Genomic DNA, 17,669 nt, shown 5'->3' with positions numbered 1-17,669 from the left:
AAGAAGAAGACTTTTGCTAAACGACCACATTGTCATTCTTCTTATCTAGCAAATTAACCAATAATTTGCAGGACTTAGCACCTTTTCAATGAAAAATACATTGAAGGTTGCTGAGGTGTCTTCGGGCCATTCCCTCAACCTCTCTTGATAAGAAAATAAATATTTTGACTTTTTATAAAATTTACTACAAAGAGGACATTGTGTCAATTGGTTTTTTAACCATTTAATTGATTAAAGCGCTTTCATCTTCTTTTTTCCCAGTTTTTAAATTTAATAAAGTTTATATATTCTTTAAAGTCATCCTTATTCATGCCATCATTAATGGCTTTTTCGATAATAAATTGCCACTCCTCGTCCAGTAGTTCCTTCCCATTTGGACTCGAAGGATTATCAGACTGATCCAATCCCGTTAGTAAAAACTCCATGGAAACATCTAAAGGCTTTGCCAGCTTCATTAAAAAATGAATAGAAGGGTTTTTATTAAGATTACGCTCAATATAGCTTAAATAAGATTTAGAGACATTTGCTAACTCTGCCAGCTCTGTAATCGAAAATTTTTTTTCTTCTCTTAATTTCTTTATACGCTCTCCAATCATAAGTTTCTCCTCATTACCATATTTATTTTATATGTAGTAAAAATGTTATAAATCTAGCAAGTTAACTGTTCGCTCAAACGAAAAACATTATTCAATTAAGCATTCTTTGGTAAAAATAGTATACTATATAATTCGTTCTATTTAAAGAACATATTTATATGAAAATGCAAAAAAATGATAGATATATGCTGGTTATCATGGAAAAGTAAACGAATTTCAACTTTTTTTAATTTGCATTTTTTTATAAAGGGATTATAATGTTCTTTATACAGAATAAACTTATAGCTGGAACAAAAAAATTAAAGGGTAAAGGTAAAAATTTTTTTATCTGAATTGTTCTATATTAAAAACGAGGTGTTCTATTAATAATAGGTGATGTCTTCTTACCATTATCAATGAAGGCACTCGGTCATGCTGTGGGTTGCAAAATACCTTAGACGCGTTTCGTCGTCGGGAGTGTGATGTGAGGGAGGGTTTGATGCCCTACTATTACCGATTAAAGATTTTGATGATCCTTACTTTAAGAAGATGGATAATCAAAATCTTTAATTTTAATTACTCTATTCAAAGGGGAGAAAGTATGACTTACCGACAGAGAGTGTCTCTATTTTTTTTAGTTGATTCCTGTATTGTCTTAACCGCAATTTTTTTCAGCAGATTCTTGGTAGATGCAACTGTACATGTCATTACTTTTTCGATTATTGTCACTTCTTTAACTATCCTAGTTAGCCATCACCTATTCTCGCTATATTTTAAACTGTATAAAAAAGCTTGGGAGTATGCGAGTATAGGAGAATTGCTAATTATATTTAAGGTGGTAACTGCATCAATTATTGTGGCAGCTTTACTTCAGAAGTTTTTCACTCTTGAAATACAGTTTCGTCTACTAGTAAACACATGGTTTCTCCATATTTTTTTAATTGGTGGATCCCGTTTTTTTTGGAGACTGTACCGTGATTCGCTTATTAATAATAACCATAATAAAAAACGGACTTTAATTGTTGGCGCGGGTTCAGCAGGGACAATGGTGGCCCGGCAGCTCATTAAAAATCAAGGGGCGGATCTATTTCCTGTTGGGTTTATTGATGATGATCTTCACAAACAGCAATTAGATATTTTAGGAATACCAGTTGTTGGGGGAGTAAACTCTATTGTTCAGGTTGTTAATGAACTTCGCATTGATAATATTGTTATTGCCATTCCTTCATTAGGCAGAAAAGAGTTAAATATTATTTTTCAGGAATGTGCTAAAACACCTGCTAAAACGCAAATCCTACCTATGCTTGAGGATATAGTCACGGGGAAGGTTTCAGTTAGTCAGTTCCGTGATGTTCAAGTAGAGGATCTATTAGGCAGAGATCCTATCGATTTGGATATTGAAAAGATTTCATATTACCTTACAGATAAGACAGTGTTGGTGACGGGGGCGGGCGGCTCAATTGGATCAGAAATTTGCCGCCAAATTGTACAGTTCAGGCCCAAAAAGTTGATTCTATTAGGACATGGTGAAAACAGTATTTATAAGATAGAGATGGAATTGAAGGAAGTATATACTGATTTATCCATTGAATTTATTACTGAAATAGCTGATATCCAGGATGCAGAAAAAATAGACTTGGTGATGCGTACTCATCAACCGGATGTAGTTTACCATGCAGCCGCCCATAAACATGTACCTTTGATGGAACGTAATCCTGAGGAAGCTGTAAAAAATAATGTTATTGGAACAATGAATGTTGCAAATGCTTCAAGCTGGAATGGCGTCAAAACCTTTGTCATGATCTCAACGGACAAAGCAGTCAATCCAACAAGTGTAATGGGCGCAACAAAAAGATTGGCTGAAATGGTCGTGCAGTCCGTTGGTAAGGGAAGTAAGACGAATTTCGTTGCAGTTCGGTTTGGCAATGTGCTTGGGAGCAGAGGCAGCGTCATTCCCTTATTCAAAAGGCAGATTGAAAAAGGCGGACCGGTTACCGTTACTCATCCAGAAATGATTCGTTATTTCATGACGATACCAGAAGCCTCAAGGCTTGTGATTCAGGCAGGAGCTCTTGCTGAGGGAGGGGAAATATTTGTTTTAGATATGGGAGAGCCAGTAAAAATTGTCGACCTTGCACGAAATCTAATTAAATTATCCGGAAATTCTGTTGAAGAAATCGGAATTGAATATACGGGGGTGCGTGCGGGTGAGAAGCTTTTTGAGGAGTTGTTAAATAATGATGAAGTTCATAATAAACAAATCTATCCGAAAATTTATATTGGCAAAAGCTCAAAACTATATATACAAGAAATAGAAGAATTTCTTACTATCTTCTCAGGCCTTGAGAAAGAGGAAATTAAGGAAAGGCTTATTCAACTTGCCAATCAAAAAGAGGGTAAGTCACAAATTTCTATTTCGGTATAACAATCATATGTACTGATTCCTGGAGATGGCAATTAAATAATCCTGATGGGTATATTGATGAACAAAAATTTCCAGAAGATTCCCAGATAGCCGGAATGATAATTAACTAGAATTATTTTTGTCATGTGAATTTATTTCTTCCTGGAAGAACCCGGAATAAAAGTATGAAATGCAAGATGATTGGGGGCCTATAATTTGGTAGTTAAAACAAAGCAAAGGAGAATTTTTCTTTCCCCGCCCCATATGAGCGGAAGAGAACAGAAATATATTAATGATGCATTCGCATCAAATTGGGTTGCACCTCTAGGTCCAAATGTCGATGCTTTCGAAATGGAAATAGCCAGATATACTGGTGTCAAGAGTGCTGTTTCTGTTAGTTCAGGAACCGCTGCGATTCATTTGGCACTTTCTTTATTGGATGTCCAAAAAGGAGATACCGTATTTTGCTCAAGTCTTACTTTTGTAGCGTCCGCCAATCCAATCTTATATCAGGGGGCAGAGCCAGTATTTATTGACTCAGAACCGACTACCTGGAATATGTCTCCATCAGCACTGAAGGATGCATTTGTGAATGCTGTTGCTTCCGGTAAACTGCCAAAAGCCGTCATCGTCGTAAATCTTTACGGACAATCTGCCAAAATGGATGAGCTTGTTTCCATTTGTCAGCAATACAGTGTTCCCATAATAGAGGATGCTGCAGAATCCCTTGGTGCCAAATATAAAGGAAAAGTTAGCGGTACATTCGGAGAATTTGGTATTTATTCGTTTAATGGCAATAAAATTATTACAACATCGGGCGGAGGCATGCTTATTTCTAATAATTCTGAAGCAATAGGTAAAGCCCGGTTTTTAGCCACTCAATCGAAGGATCCTGCTCTGCATTATCAGCATAGTGAAATCGGGTATAACTATCGCATGAGCAATATTTTGGCTGGAATCGGCAGAAGTCAATTAGAGGTATTAGGAGAAAGAGTCGATGCCAGAAGGAAAATCTTTGAAACTTATCAAAAGGAATTAGCCCAGCTTCCCGGAGTTTCGTTTATGCCGGAATTGGCCGGAACTTTTTCGACTCGGTGGTTAACGGCATTAACCATAGATGCAAATAGACTCGGTGTTACCAACGAAGAATTACTATCGTCATTAGATTCGGAGAATATTGAGGCTAGACATGTTTGGAAGCCGCTCCACATGCAGCCGCTATTCAGTAATTGCAAGTACTTTCCGCATTACAAGAATGGGAGTGTTTCCGAAAAGCTTTTTAAAACGGGAATATGCTTACCATCCGGTTCTAGTATGACAATTGAAGAACAAATGAGAGTGATTAACTGTATCAAAAAAAGAGTAAAACAAATAAACTTTTTGTGAGGAGAAATCTTAAGTATGAAAAGATTATTGATCGTTGGTGCCGGAGGTTTTGGTAACGAAGTATTATTTTGGGCTGAGCAAATTCAAAAAGAGAATATCTTATGGGAGGAAATAGCTTTCATTGATGATAACCCAGATGCTCTTAATGGATTAAGTATTGATAATAAGGTCGTATCCTCAATTGAGGAATTTGAACCTCAAAAAGAGGATTATTTAGTATGTGCGATTGGGAACCCAAAGGATAAACTTCGTATTTGTAATCAACTTTTACAAAAAGGTGCTAAATTTACAAATTTAATTCATCCTACAGCAGTAGTTGCAGAAAATGCTGTTTTAGGGACAGGTGTTATATTAGCTCCTTATTCAATTGTTTCTAACAACAGTGCTATTGGTGATTTTGTTACATTAATGAGCTTCTCAATTATAGGACATGATGCAAAAGTAGGCAGTGGCTGCACTATTTGTGACCATTGTAATGTAATGGGAAACGTTAGTATAGAAGACTCTGTTTTTCTTGGCGGAAGTGCAGCCGTTTTGCCAAGTATTCATATTCAAAACAATGCAATAGTAGGTGCAGGAAGTGTAGTAACACGTAAGGTAAAAGAAAATACAACAGTATTTGGCAATCCAGCGGTTAAGGTTAATTAAGAATTTAAATTTAGAAAGGGAGATCAAAATGAAAATAGAGGAATTTATTCAAAAAATCGCTGAGGCTTTATATGAGGAGGAAAATGTATTAACAATTGATACTGTTTTAGATGAATTGGATGGCTGGGATTCCTTGGGCAGATTGGAGATTTTTTCTCTTATTAAAGAGGAGTTTGAAAAAAGTATAGACCCAGAATCCCTTAGAAACTGTCAAAAAGTTGGAGACATTATTGATTTAGTGGAAGACGGTTTAAAAGTTTAAAACGATTCATGTACCATTAATTATATTTTTATTTCTCTTCACCAAAATTTCGGTATTATGTTCGCCCCCTAAGTACACTTTCAAAAGGGGAAAATTGGCTTTTGATATCAGAGATAAATTGTTTTGGCTTCTTTAAGGGTTTAGGATTATTCGCAATGAAAAAGAATAATTTGTAAGAGGAGAAATATAATTTGAAAATCAATGCACTAGAATATTTAAAAGAGACGGCAATAAAATATCCTAATAAGCCAGCAATCATTGATGGGGAAAGAAGTATCACGTTTCATGAATTAGAATTAAAATCAAAATGGTTAGGATTTATTATACAAACAAAAACAAAAAGTCGTAATCTACCAATTGCTATTTTTTTGCCAAAAGGATTGGATGCCATTGTTTCCTTTATGGGTACGATCAACAGCGGGAACTTTTATGTACCTATGGATGTGAAATCCCCTGAAACAAGAATAAATGCAATATTATCTAATCTTAATCCATCAATAATAGTTACAAATAAACATTATAGAAGTATTTTACTTTCATATGGTGTAGCTGAACATCTATTTGTACAAGTTGAGGATATAGATGAAGAACCGGATAATTTTGCAATGTCTTTTGAAGAGCATATTTCATTTAATATGATCGATACAGATCCGATTTACACAATTTATACCTCTGGGTCAACGGGAGTTCCAAAAGGGGTTGTCATTTCACATAGAGGTGTTATCGATTATATTGAATGGGCAAAGATAACTTTTAATATAGACGACAAAACGATTATTGGTAATCAGGCACCTTTTTACTTTGATAACTCAACTCTGGATATTTATCTTTCCATGGCTGCCGGTTGTACTTTAGTAATCATTCCGGAACAGTATTTTGCATTTCCTATAAAATTAATGGAATACATTAACGAACTAAATATTAACTTCATATTTTGGGTTCCTTCTATCTTAATAAATATAGCAAATTTTGATATTTTAAGTCAAATGTCGAATTTTAGCTTAACGAAAATTCTATTTGCCGGAGAAGTAATGCCTACTAAGCAGCTTAATTATTGGAGAAGAAATTTACCTAGTGCCTTATATGCTAATTTATATGGCCCCACTGAAATTACTGTTGATTGCGCATATTATATAGTTGATCGCGACTTTGATGATAATGATCCATTACCAATAGGCAAGCCGTGCCGTAACAGTAATATCATTATTATAAATGATGATAACAAAGAGGCTGGGGTTAATGAAATTGGGGAGTTATGTGTAAAAGGTAGTTCTTTAGCTTTGGGCTATTGGAATGATCCGGTAAAAACGAATGCAAGCTTTATCCAAAACCCCTTAAACAGTAACTATCAGGAAAAAATTTATAAAACCGGTGATTTAGTCTATATAAATGAATATGAAGAAATCATTTATGTTGGTAGAAAAGATACACAAATTAAACATATGGGTTACAGGATTGAACTTGGGGAAATAGAAATGGCAGCTATAAGCCTGGACTCCATTTTTAATGCATGTGTTCTATATGATCATGAAAAAAAGGGAATTGTTTTAGTATATGAATCAGAAAATAATTTAGCTGTTTCTGATATTAGAAGACAATTGATGAATTTGGTACCTAAATATATGATACCAACTACAATCATCCAATTAGATCATTTGCCCTTAAATCCAAATGGAAAAATTGATCGGGTTTTATTGAAAGAGATTTACATGAACAGAGGATTTCCTATTGAACAAAGGTAATCTAAAAGCAGTTAATGATTACTTTGTCAAAGTGTCTGAATGTAATAAGACATATTTTATGGGAAACATTGGTTTCTTATTTATAAAAGGAGATTAACATGGAAAAGGTTTTAAGAATGTTAGAAGAGATAAGACCTGAATTTAACTTTCAAAATTCAAGCAACTTTATTCAAAATGGGTTCCTAGATTCACTGGATATCATTACGCTTGTTTCAATGCTGGATGAATCTTTCCACATATCAATAAATGGAACTGATATAGTTCCTGAGAATTTTGAAGATATCGAATCTATCAAAAAACTTATATTAAAGAGTGGTGGTACTTTATGAACCTAACATTTCAAAATAAAAAAATAACAGGCGTATTGACAGTTCTTCCTAAAAATGAAGTAAATTTCGATGATGAAGCTGCCAATTATAACTTTCCTATTGAAAAATCCTTAAGATTGAAAAAAATTATGGGGTTTAATAAGCATCGAATCGTAGACGAAGAGACATGTGTTTCAGATTTATGCGTTTTTGGCTTAGAACATTTAATTGAATCAAATTTTTTAAAGAAAGACGACATAGACGCTTTAATACTAGTAACACAGACTCCCGATCATTTCATACCTCCTACCAGTAACATTATCCAAGGGAGGCTTGATCTTAAACAAGACATGATTTGTATGGACATTAATCAAGGTTGTGCCGGATATTTATTGGGCTTGATTCAGGCTTTTATGCTTTTAGAACAAGACTCCATTAAAAAAGTAGTGTTATTAAATGCCGATGTATTAAGCAGAAAGACGTCATCAAAGGACCGCAATAGTTATCCGCTCGTAGGTGATGCAGCTTCTGTGACGATTGTTGAAAGAGGAGATCAAAATGTTCCGATATACTGCAACATTAAGATGGACGGGAGCAAAGCCAATTCTTTAATTATTCCAGCTGGAGGATTAAGGATGCCTTCTACACAGGAAACTAGTGAATTGGAAGACACAGGTGATGGAAACCTTAGGAGTAAGGATGACTTAATAATGGATGGAACAAGTGTATTTAATTTTGTTCAAACAGAAGTTCCACCAATGGTAAGTGATTTATTAGATATAAGTAAAGTTAACAAGGCCGATGTCGATTATTTTATGTTTCACCAACCTAATAAGTTCATGCTTAAAAAGTTAGCGGATAGTATGGAAATTCCCTATGAGAAAATGCCAAATGATATTGTTACTAATTTCGGAAACTCAAGTAGTGTGACAATTCCGACAACCATTACATTCCATCTTGGTGAGCAGCTGCAAGATAGGTCCTACAAGATTTGTCTAGCTGGTTTTGGGGCAGGGTTGACATGGAGTTCAATGATGATCGAACTAGGGAATTTAGACTTCTGCAATATCATTGAATATTAGATTTGCATAAATTGGATTGGGGAAATTTTCTATGTATATAGGCATTGATATTATTGAAACAAATAGAATTTCTAAGCTTCTTGATTATGAAAAATCTCTATTGAACATTTTCACTAAAAATGAGTTAGACGTTGCAAATAAGCTTGGAGCAAAAAGGAAAATAGAAAGTCTAGCTGGTAAATTTGCAGCAAAAGAAGCTACGGTAAAGGCACTCGGAAGCGGATTTAATGAATTTATTCAACCAAGTGATATTGAAATTTTAAATAATGAAAATGGAATGCCTTTTCTGATACTTCACAATAGATCTCTTGAATATTCAAAAAAAATGAATATTCAAGAATATAAAATTTCAATATCCCATAATAAAACAACGGCTGTAGCAGTTGTGGTGCTGTTATAAATTTAACTTAACGCTATAGATAAATCATTTTTCAAATTTTTACTGTACACATAATTGAGTAAAAATACTGCCAGGGAGTTAAGCTTTCGCAACTTCTTTTCTTTTTTATTAAATGGAAAAAACCAAAAACGGAACATTAATGAAATTCTGTACATCGGCTGGTTCTATTATGGTCTGTTTTGAAACAAATAAATTGGAGGACATTATGGATAGTACAGTGAGTTTAATGGATATATTCAAGACATTGAAGAAGCGCTGGAAGTTTATTGTGCTCTTAACATTGGCGGCCGCATTAATAAGCGGTGCTGTTTCTTATTTAGTATTGAAACCTGTTTATCAGGTATCCACGCAAATTCTAGTTAATCAAAAAACTGCGGACAAACAGCCTGATCTTACTCTAATGCAAAGTAATGTAAATTTAATTAATACGTATAGCGATATTATGAAAAGTCCGGTTATTCTGGAAAAAGTCATCAATGAGCTTAACCTTCCACAAAATGCTGAGGAACTGAATAAAGATATTTCCATTACCAATCAAGAGAATTCACAAGTCTTTACTTTGAATGTAGAAAATGAGAATGCAAGTTTAGCTGCTCAAATTGCAAATACATTGTCTGAAACATTTCAACAGGAAATCAAAGGCATTATGAACGTCGATAATGTGACTATTCTTGCTAAAGCAGAAGTAAAAAAGAATCCTGTCCCTGTAAAACCAAAGCCGCTGTTAAATATCTTTGTTGCCATCGCATTAGGTTTCATAGCGGGATTAGGGACTGCGCTTCTATTGGAATTCTGGGACAATACCATAAAGGATGATCAGGATGTTGCTGATTTGGGACTGCCAGTTCTAGGGTCAATTCAAAAAATGTCAATGGTTCATAAAAAGGTGAAAAGAAAATCAATTACACCTGCATTGGGGAGTGAAACAGTTGTCTCGTCAGGAGAAAAATAAATATAAAAAAATGGTAAATTTAATTACACATTATGATTCCAATTCAGCAGTTTCTGAACAGTATCGGCTAATTCGGAATAATTTACACTTTTCCTCGGTGGATAAGGATATCAAAACGATCGTTGTAACTTCACCGGATGCCTCGGAAGGAAAATCTACAACCTCTGCCAATTTGGCCATTGTTCTGGCGAACCAAGGAAAACGAGTATTACTTGTGGATACAGATTTAAGGAAGCCCACTGTGCATCATTCATTTGGTGTTAGTAATTTAGATGGGCTGACAAGTGTACTTACAAAGGACATTTACTTGGAGCAGGCAATTTCGAAGACAATTATAGCAAATTTGGACATTTTAACATGCGGACCCATCCCTCCCAATCCCTCAGATCTATTAGATTCAAAAGCTATGGAAAAGGTGATAGATGAGCTAAAACTAACATATGATTATATTATTTTGGACACTCCGCCAATACTTTTGGTGACAGATACACAGATTATCGCAAGTAAAAGTGATGGAGTCGTCATGGTTGTTGCCAGTGGCAAGACTAGAAAGGACAGGCTGATGAAAGCGAAGGAATTATTAGAAAAGACAAACACTCTGATACTTGGTGCAGTTGTGAATGGAGTGGAGTCAAAGAAAAATGATTACTTTGGTCATTACAGTTAAAGGAAGCTTAACAGATTTTTCATTTTGTAATAAATCTATTGCAATTCTCACTATTATTAGAGGGGCTTGATTTATATGATTGATATTCATTGTCATATTCTTCCGCAAATCGATGACGGTCCCAGAAATATAAATGATTGTTTAGGCATGGTGAATGCTGCAGTAGAAAATGGAATAACCGCTTTATTTGCAACTCCACACCATTTGAATGGACAATATGAAAATTCAAAAAAGAAAATATTATATCGTATACTCGAACTCAATAAGTTATTGCAAAAGGAAAATATTCCCCTTATAGTCTATCCCGGTCAAGAGTTAAGACTGCATCGGGAAATTTTTATGTCAATTGAAATGGATGAAGTTCTTACACTTGGCGATAAGGGGCAATACTTGTTATTAGAACTTCCTTCAGGTGAAGTTCCGTCATACGCCCGTGAGGTGGTTTATGAACTGTTATTAAAAGGGATTACACCGATAATTGTCCACCCGGAAAGAAATAGGGCATTGATCGGGGATATTCATCTCCTTTTTGAACTGATACAGGAAGGCGCGTTGACACAGCTTACTTCTGGCAGTATTCTCGGTCATTATGGTAAAAGGATTAAATCATTTTCTGAAAAAATCATTGAGCATAATTTAGCACATTTTATTGCAACAGATGCCCATAACACTGATTCAAGGTGCTTCTCCTTATGGGAGGCTTATGAATGTGTCACAAATAAATTCGGTATTAACCGCACCTTTTATTTCAGAGAAAATGCTGAATTGCTCATTAACGGTCAACATATTAATAGACAGGAACCGGTTCCTATTAGAAAAAGGATTTTGGGTATCTTTTAGTCCATTAATCTCATTAAAAATGAAAGTTAAAATATGATTTTAGCTGGCGGTTAAATAAAATAAAGGCGGCACACATTTCATGAGAACAAAAAAGGCTTTTTATATTATGATTTCCAATCTTTCTTACCAATTGGTTTATACGCTGATTTGGCTGGTTTTGCCGAGGTTGTTTATGACCTTTTATGGTTCGGTCATGAACGGTCTGATCTTATCAATTAGGCAATTTCTTAATTTTTTTAATATAGTTGAAGCTGGAATTGGACTTTCTTCGGTAACTGCTTTGTTAAAGCCATTAGCATCAAATGATAAAGATGCTGCCAATGGGATTCTTTCTTCAACAAAAATATTTTACATGCGGGCAGGATATATATTTTTAAGTCTAATCACACTGCTCGCATTTATTTACCCTTTTCTTATTGCACATCAAGTTGATTTCAAAATCTCCTTTTTTCTAGTTCTGATATTGGGCAGCAGTAATTTTTTAGATTTCTTTATCATCGGCAAATATAAAGTATTGCTAACAGCCGACCAAAGAGGTTATGTGTTAACAAATATCCAAATCATAAGTCTGCTAATCAATTTGATATCCTACGTAGTATTAATTAAGTTTGGATTCAATATCCTTCTCGTAAATGGTATTGCGACCTTAATGTTTGCATTGCGAACATTTATGGTCTTTGTATATGTCAAGAAAAATTATCCATACGTTAGCTTTAAAGAACAGCCCAATATGGCTGCATTAGCTCAACGCAAGGATGTTTTTATTCAACAAATTGCCGGTTTTATTGTATTTAATTCCCCGGTTATTATCATTACAATCTTTTTGGGACTTAAGGAAGTCAGTGTTTTTACAACTTATAATATGGTGTTTTCCGCTATTCTTTTACTGGTTACTTCCTTTTCCAGTGCATTATTCGCGGGCTTGGGGGATTTGCTGGTAAGGGGTGAAAAACAAAGGGTTATTGAAGTTTTTACTATATTTGAATCGATTTTTTATGCGATTATTGCCTGGGTCTTTACAACAACTTTTTTGCTTATCATACCATTTATAAGAATCTATACTCTTGATATTTTAGATGCCAACTATATACGCCCTGATTTGGCGATATGGTTTATTGTTGCCGGAATTGTCATGAATATTAGAATCCCGGCCTATACTCTCGTTAATTCTGCCGGACATTTTAAAGAAACAAGGAATGGCGCAATTGCTGAAGCTATAATAAACCTGGTGGCATCTCTTATTTTTATCCAGAAATTTGGAACAGAAGGTGTATTGATTGGTGCTTTTTGTTCTTCCATATTTCGGACAGTGGATCTCATTTTTTATGCTTCCAGAAAAATATTGAATAGTTCACTAAAACCTACCATTTTTAAATTGGGCATCAATTTAGCTTTATCTATAGTTGCGGTGATTCCTGTTCAATGGCTGATAAAAATAAATCCGAAAAATGCTTATGAATGGGTTATATATGCCGTAATTCTATCCATTTGGAATTTAATGGTCATAGTGATCGGCAATATCATTGCGGACCCTAAAATGTCCCGAAAGGTGTTCCATAGATTCAAGGTGGTTCTCTCAAGAAAAAGAGTCGTTACAACTGAAGAAATGTAATGAATTACGAAAGGGGAAATATCCAAAAACCTAATATATGAGGGGGGGGAGAGACATCTATAGTTTAACCGCTGTTAATCATAAGGAAATGGAAAGGAACCTCTTTTTTTATCTTGTGGTTTTATTTTCCGTTTTTTTAAATCAAACAAGTATAATCGGAGGAATTAATTTTTCATTAAGTGATTTAATTATTCCCTTTATGCTTTTTTTCGTGATTTGTAAAGGAATCAAAGTTCCTGGTTATCACTTCGTGTATTTTTTGTTTTTGTCTGTTGTGACCGTAGCAACTGCTTTTTTCTATACCCCTTATAAATTTGGTATTCCATTAGACTTAAATTCAACAATAAAAGAATATATAAAACTGGCAGCAGTATCTATGTATCTGTTAGGAGGGTATAATTTTATTCAAGAAAAAATGGTCCGCTTATCATTAAAGTGGTATTCATATGCTGCACTATTCACAGGGATATTGGGGATATTCATATATATCCTGGGAATGAAATTTCTTTTTCGTATCTATAATTTTGGTATATTTGATCGTTATAACGGTTTTATGAACGATCCCAACTATTTTGCGATAATTCAAATTAGCGCACTTCCTTATTTTTTACGATCCAAAAATATTTCACTTAAGGCCAAAATAATTACTTATGCCATAATGATGCTCAGTATTTTTCTATCAGGATCAAAAACAGGATTTATCACATTAATCATATATACAATGCTATTTGGCTTAGGCGAGGTATTAAAAAACAAAATGCGCTTGAGAACAATTTTATTTGGGTTTTCTGCCATTTTATTTCTATCAATCCTAGGTGTAGCTATACTTTTAATCGGCTCAAATTTGAATTTAAATTTGGACAAATTCGTACAATTTCAAAGAATTTCCCTTTTGTTCACCAATTTTGATGAAGCCATAAATGGGAATGGTTCATCCAGACTGCCCATATGGATGGCAGGTATTCATCTAATTAGTTTATCTCCTCTGTTTGGTGTCGGAATCGGGATGTATCCTGCGGTATCTGAGAAAATAGCAGGAATAGGGGCGGTTGCGCACAATACGTATATTCAAGTCTACTCTGAATGGGGAGGGTTATTTGCAACAATCCTTTTCATGTATCTAGCCGCCATTTTGTTAAAAGTTACAATTGATAAAAAAATCAAGAATGTGACCAATATTGTATTAAGGGATATACTAATCATTTTGTTAATTGGATCAATTGCCATTTCCTTAAATAATTCCAGAATGTTTTGGTTTTTCTTAGGTGTGTTGGCTTACAGGATCAGCGAGAAGCAACAAACTAAATTGCAAAGTCGTATTATTTCTTAATGGAGGGCTATCAATTGAAAAAAGTATTATTTGTAGCATCGATTTACGGCCATTTTGCTGCATTTCATAAACCTTTTATGCAAATGTTTCAGGAAAAAGGATATGAAGTTCATGCAGCCGGAAGTAATTCCTTGAACAGCAAAGATGAACTGCTTGAAATGGGGATTATATGTCATGACATCGAATTTGATCGTTCACCATTTTCCAAAAATAATCTATTAGCCATAAAAAAACTCCATCACTTATTCCAGGTTAACTATTTTAGTTTAATACATGTTCATACACCAACTGCGGCTTTTTTGACAAGATATGTTGCCTCTAAACATGACCAAGGTAAAGTTCTATATACAGCGCATGGATTTCATTTTTTTAAAGGAGCATCTCGAAAGAATTGGCTTCTTTTTTATCCTGCAGAAAAGATGGCTAAACGCTGGACAGATGGGTTGCTGGTGATGAACGAGGAAGATTACCAGTTGGGTAAAAGGCTTGGATTTAAAGAAAACGATAATATGTTTCGCGTCCACGGCGTTGGTGTGAATTTACACGAATTCAATGCGAGAACAGAAAAAGGGATGGATATCAAGAGCGAATTAGGTCTGAGCTCAGATGCAGTTATTATCAGTTGTGTAGCAGAGTTAATAGCCCGAAAAAACCAAATGTTCTTGCTGGAAAACTGGAAGGAGATTGTAAACTGTTGCCCGAATGCTCATTTATTAATAATCGGCAGCGGAAAAGATTTTGATAAAATTAATACTTTCATTCATGAACAGGGTATGATAAATGTTCATCTTTTGGGACATAGGCGTGATGTGCCAAAAATTCTTGCCGTTTCTGATATTGTAACACTTGTTTCTAAACAGGAGGGGCTGCCCCGCTGCTTGATGGAGGCAATGGCTTGTGCAAAACCAATTATTACTACAAATATAAGAGGCTCAAAAGACTTAGTAGATAATGGTCACTGCGGAATAGTGGTCAATCTAGGTGATCATGAACATCTTCGTAAAAGCTTTATCACCTTAATCAAGGATGAACAATTAAGGACTGTTTACGGGAAAAAAGGTCAACAAAGAATCCAGAATTACAGTTTAATGAATGTATTAAGTGAAATGGAAGACATATATTCACGTTATATATAATAGCCGGATAAGTCAAAGAGAGGACAAAAATTAGAATATAAGATTGGTAGGTATCTTATGAAAAGAGTAATAGATATCTTTACTTCATTTTTTCTTTTAATTTTATTATCAGTAATAATTGTAATTGTCGCTTTATTGGTCAGATGGAAATTAGGTTCTCCCATAATATTTAAACAGCAGCGTCCAGGACTTCATGGGATGCCCTTTTTTATTTATAAGTTCCGAACAATGACGGATGCCAGAAATAATAAGGGTGATCTTCTGCCGGATGAATTTCGTTTAACTTCCTTTGGAAAATTTTTAAGAAAAACCAGTTTAGATGAATTGCCCCAGCTTTTTAATATAATTAAAGGAGATATTAGTTTAGTGGGACCTAGACCACTATTAATGGAATACCTTCAATTATATACTCCAGAACAAGCAAGAAGGCATGATGTTCGGCCTGGTATTACAGGTTGGGCGCAGATTAATGGTCGTAATGCTATTACTTGGGAAGAGAAGTTTAAGTTAGATGTATGGTATGTAGACCATCAATCTTTATGGTTAGATATGAAAATATTATTTTTTACTGTTATAAAGGTTTTTAAATCAGAAGGAATAAACAAGCAGGGGCATGTTACTGTCGAAAGTTTTACGGGGAATAAAGAAAAAGAGGAAATATCGTGAGGAAAATTGCCATTTTCGGAGCCGGCGTTTATTTAGGGGTCATTTAGGACATCATTCGTACAAACAAAAAGTATATAAAGGTCGGTATTTTGACGAAATATATGATCGTTTAAAGAAATTGGAGCTTTATAAAATAATCCCCGCCTTGGTGACAGGCGGGGATTATTTTAATCTAAGTAAAAACTTACTACATATTTGAGAATTCCCGTTCGAATATATATTATTTTCCTCAAATTTCAGAATGGAGGAATAATTTGAAAAAAAATCCAATTTTATTTCTTGCTTGTATTCTTGTGTTATTGACCACTATTATCGTCTGGAAATTAAATGATATAAAGTCATTTTCATTCGTCTTGCCCAATAGTATGAAACAGGAAACACCAAGTCTTCCACGAGTAAACGACCGAATAAATGTTAAGGATATTGGGGCTGCAGGAAATGGCTATACGGACGATACCAAAGCATTTCAATCAGCTATTAACAAAGCAAGCAAAAATGGAGGGGGGAATGTTTATATTCCCGCCGGAACTTATATATTACATTCGTTTTATTTAAAGTCAAATGTGAATTTAATTGGTGAAAATCGAGATTTGGTGACATTAAAACTTACAGATAAAGCAAATGATCAAGAACAAACCAGATTATTAAATATCTCCGAAGTAAAAAATGTAAAAGTCCAAAATATAACGTTTGACGGAAATTATGAAAAACATAAAAAAGGTATCGAACATATGCATGACATTTTTATTTGGGACAGCAAGAATGTGTTAATTGATTATTGCCGAATGCAAAATGCGGTTGCAGATGGCATTTCTGTTACGGGGTCTAAAAAGGCTAGCAATAATGTAATTATTTCCAATAATATTTTAATTAATAATCATCGTTCCAATATAGTAATTGAACAGGTAAACAATATCAATATATTCAACAATTTCAGCAAATCGGAGATTGGAAGACCAACATTACACTTCGAGCCTTTTAAAGAGGTTCAACTTCAAAACGCAAAAATTTATAATAATACATTTGATACGAATGCAACTGAATACGATTCTATTCAAATTATGGGAGGAACAGATAGTGGAAGGTTTCATGGAATTGAATTTCATAACAATATAGTTAAAGGTAAGAATACAAGAATCACGATCACTAGGACAGTTGACGCAAAAATTAAGAATAATGACATATCTACTAAGGATGTGAACATTTGGTTTCAAAATGATAATTTAGCACTTTACAAAAATATTATTAACACGAAAAACGGGGTTTTAATCGAAGGTGAATATGGAAAATCAGTTGGAACCGAAATATATGATAATAAAATTACCACCGATAACACAGCAATTGCGATTCGGACTGATTCAATAGATACCTTAATAAAAGGGAATACCTTCATTGGAAAAGGAAATAAGGATGCAATCTTTTTATGGGCTTTGAGAGCATCGATCCAAAAAACACATTTTATCAATAATACCTTTACTAATTTTGATAGTGTTTTATCGACTGATTTTTATCAAGAGTCCAGTATTAAGGATTTAGTATTTCAAGGAAATCAATTCAATAAATTTAAAAATCGAACGACAAATTCAAGCAGACCCATTCAAAACTTGGTTGTAAATGATAAAACTTACAGTTCTATTCAAATTATAACCATTAAGTAAG

17 protein-coding genes and 1 riboswitch are annotated in these 17,669 nt (G+C 34.3%); of the genes, 16 read left to right on the top strand and 1 reads right to left on the bottom strand.

Features of this window, described 5'->3' with window-relative positions; all coding sequences use genetic code 11:
* Positions 1-38: 38 nt before the first annotated feature.
* Positions 39-154: riboswitch (SAM riboswitch) on the bottom strand.
* 88 nt (positions 155-242) lie between these two features.
* Positions 243-596 carry a helix-turn-helix domain-containing protein gene (locus tag AC59HZ_RS21320; RefSeq protein WP_496547783.1) on the bottom strand — a complete coding sequence of 118 codons (354 nt, stop codon included), beginning with the start codon at positions 594-596 and terminating at the stop codon, positions 243-245.
* Positions 597-1,176: 580 nt separating this feature from the next.
* On the opposite strand from AC59HZ_RS21320, the gene AC59HZ_RS21315 reads away from it, so the two are divergent.
* The 16 genes from AC59HZ_RS21315 (at position 1,177) to AC59HZ_RS21240 (ending at position 17,668) form a co-directional block, all read left to right on the top strand.
* Positions 1,177-3,000 (top strand): polysaccharide biosynthesis protein, encoded by a 1,824-nt coding sequence (locus AC59HZ_RS21315; protein ID WP_496547782.1) that lies wholly within the window; start codon positions 1,177-1,179, stop codon positions 2,998-3,000.
* Between the two features lie 195 nt (positions 3,001-3,195).
* Positions 3,196-4,365, top strand: coding sequence for an aminotransferase class I/II-fold pyridoxal phosphate-dependent enzyme (locus tag AC59HZ_RS21310; RefSeq protein WP_496547781.1), 1,170 nt, complete (start codon positions 3,196-3,198; stop codon positions 4,363-4,365).
* 15 nt (positions 4,366-4,380) lie between these two features.
* The gene (locus AC59HZ_RS21305) at positions 4,381-5,013 is read left to right on the top strand and encodes an acetyltransferase (RefSeq protein WP_496547780.1); all 633 of its coding nucleotides are present in this window, start codon (positions 4,381-4,383) and stop codon (positions 5,011-5,013) included.
* 28 nt (positions 5,014-5,041) lie between these two features.
* Positions 5,042-5,275: an acyl carrier protein gene (locus AC59HZ_RS21300; RefSeq protein ID WP_430065324.1), complete on the top strand. Its 234-nt coding sequence runs from the start codon at positions 5,042-5,044 to the stop codon at positions 5,273-5,275.
* 191 nt (positions 5,276-5,466) lie between these two features.
* Positions 5,467-7,017 (top strand): amino acid adenylation domain-containing protein, encoded by a 1,551-nt coding sequence (locus tag AC59HZ_RS21295; protein ID WP_496547779.1) that lies wholly within the window; start codon positions 5,467-5,469, stop codon positions 7,015-7,017.
* A gap of 98 nt (positions 7,018-7,115) precedes the next feature.
* Positions 7,116-7,346, top strand: coding sequence for a hypothetical protein (locus tag AC59HZ_RS21290; protein ID WP_430065320.1), 231 nt, complete (start codon positions 7,116-7,118; stop codon positions 7,344-7,346).
* Positions 7,343-8,407 (top strand): 3-oxoacyl-ACP synthase III family protein, encoded by a 1,065-nt coding sequence (locus tag AC59HZ_RS21285; protein ID WP_496547778.1) that lies wholly within the window; start codon positions 7,343-7,345, stop codon positions 8,405-8,407. The genes AC59HZ_RS21290 and AC59HZ_RS21285 overlap by 4 nt, the downstream gene beginning before the upstream one ends.
* 31 nt (positions 8,408-8,438) lie before the next feature.
* On the top strand, positions 8,439-8,807 hold the full coding sequence (gene acpS, locus AC59HZ_RS21280; protein ID WP_430065315.1) for a holo-ACP synthase: 369 nt from the start codon (positions 8,439-8,441) through the stop codon (positions 8,805-8,807).
* A gap of 205 nt (positions 8,808-9,012) precedes the next feature.
* On the top strand, positions 9,013-9,759 hold the full coding sequence (locus AC59HZ_RS21275; protein ID WP_496547777.1) for a YveK family protein: 747 nt from the start codon (positions 9,013-9,015) through the stop codon (positions 9,757-9,759).
* 10 nt (positions 9,760-9,769) lie between these two features.
* Entirely contained in the window at positions 9,770-10,426 is a 657-nt protein-coding gene (locus AC59HZ_RS21270; protein WP_496547776.1) for a CpsD/CapB family tyrosine-protein kinase, read from the top strand.
* A 75-nt stretch (positions 10,427-10,501) separates the two neighbouring features.
* On the top strand, positions 10,502-11,266 hold the full coding sequence (locus tag AC59HZ_RS21265; protein WP_496547775.1) for a tyrosine-protein phosphatase: 765 nt from the start codon (positions 10,502-10,504) through the stop codon (positions 11,264-11,266).
* A gap of 79 nt (positions 11,267-11,345) precedes the next feature.
* Entirely contained in the window at positions 11,346-12,878 is a 1,533-nt protein-coding gene (locus AC59HZ_RS21260; protein ID WP_496547774.1) for a lipopolysaccharide biosynthesis protein, read from the top strand.
* A 274-nt stretch (positions 12,879-13,152) separates the two neighbouring features.
* Positions 13,153-14,208 carry an O-antigen ligase family protein gene (locus tag AC59HZ_RS21255; RefSeq protein ID WP_496547993.1) on the top strand — a complete coding sequence of 352 codons (1,056 nt, stop codon included), beginning with the start codon at positions 13,153-13,155 and terminating at the stop codon, positions 14,206-14,208.
* 14 nt (positions 14,209-14,222) lie between these two features.
* Positions 14,223-15,344 (top strand): glycosyltransferase family 4 protein, encoded by a 1,122-nt coding sequence (locus AC59HZ_RS21250; RefSeq protein ID WP_496547773.1) that lies wholly within the window; start codon positions 14,223-14,225, stop codon positions 15,342-15,344.
* Between the two features lie 57 nt (positions 15,345-15,401).
* On the top strand, positions 15,402-16,010 hold the full coding sequence (locus AC59HZ_RS21245) for a sugar transferase (protein ID WP_496547772.1): 609 nt from the start codon (positions 15,402-15,404) through the stop codon (positions 16,008-16,010).
* A 254-nt stretch (positions 16,011-16,264) separates the two neighbouring features.
* On the top strand, positions 16,265-17,668 hold the full coding sequence (locus tag AC59HZ_RS21240) for a glycosyl hydrolase family 28-related protein (RefSeq protein ID WP_496547771.1): 1,404 nt from the start codon (positions 16,265-16,267) through the stop codon (positions 17,666-17,668).
* Position 17,669 lies beyond the last annotated feature (1 nt).

This window comes from Neobacillus sp. DZ-9 (assembly GCF_059587065.1).
This window is presented reverse-complemented; position numbering and strand designations above follow the sequence as displayed.

Bases quoted from the DNA above. Each gene is read 5' to 3' on its own strand.
- AC59HZ_RS21305 (WP_496547780.1), top strand. From the start codon at position 4,381: ATGAAAAGATTATTGATCGTTGGTGCCGGAGGTTTTGGTAACGAAGTA.
- AC59HZ_RS21260 (WP_496547774.1), top strand. From the start codon at position 11,346: ATGAGAACAAAAAAGGCTTTTTATATTATGATTTCCAATCTTTCTTAC.
- AC59HZ_RS21320 (WP_496547783.1), bottom strand. From the start codon at position 596: ATGATTGGAGAGCGTATAAAGAAATTAAGAGAAGAAAAAAAATTTTCG.
- AC59HZ_RS21265 (WP_496547775.1), top strand. From the start codon at position 10,502: ATGATTGATATTCATTGTCATATTCTTCCGCAAATCGATGACGGTCCC.
- AC59HZ_RS21290 (WP_430065320.1), top strand. From the start codon at position 7,116: ATGGAAAAGGTTTTAAGAATGTTAGAAGAGATAAGACCTGAATTTAAC.
- AC59HZ_RS21300 (WP_430065324.1), top strand. From the start codon at position 5,042: ATGAAAATAGAGGAATTTATTCAAAAAATCGCTGAGGCTTTATATGAG.
- AC59HZ_RS21270 (WP_496547776.1), top strand. From the start codon at position 9,770: ATGGTAAATTTAATTACACATTATGATTCCAATTCAGCAGTTTCTGAA.
- acpS (WP_430065315.1), top strand. From the start codon at position 8,439: ATGTATATAGGCATTGATATTATTGAAACAAATAGAATTTCTAAGCTT.
- AC59HZ_RS21245 (WP_496547772.1), top strand. From the start codon at position 15,402: ATGAAAAGAGTAATAGATATCTTTACTTCATTTTTTCTTTTAATTTTA.
- AC59HZ_RS21275 (WP_496547777.1), top strand. From the start codon at position 9,013: ATGGATAGTACAGTGAGTTTAATGGATATATTCAAGACATTGAAGAAG.
- AC59HZ_RS21285 (WP_496547778.1), top strand. From the start codon at position 7,343: ATGAACCTAACATTTCAAAATAAAAAAATAACAGGCGTATTGACAGTT.
- AC59HZ_RS21315 (WP_496547782.1), top strand. From the start codon at position 1,177: ATGACTTACCGACAGAGAGTGTCTCTATTTTTTTTAGTTGATTCCTGT.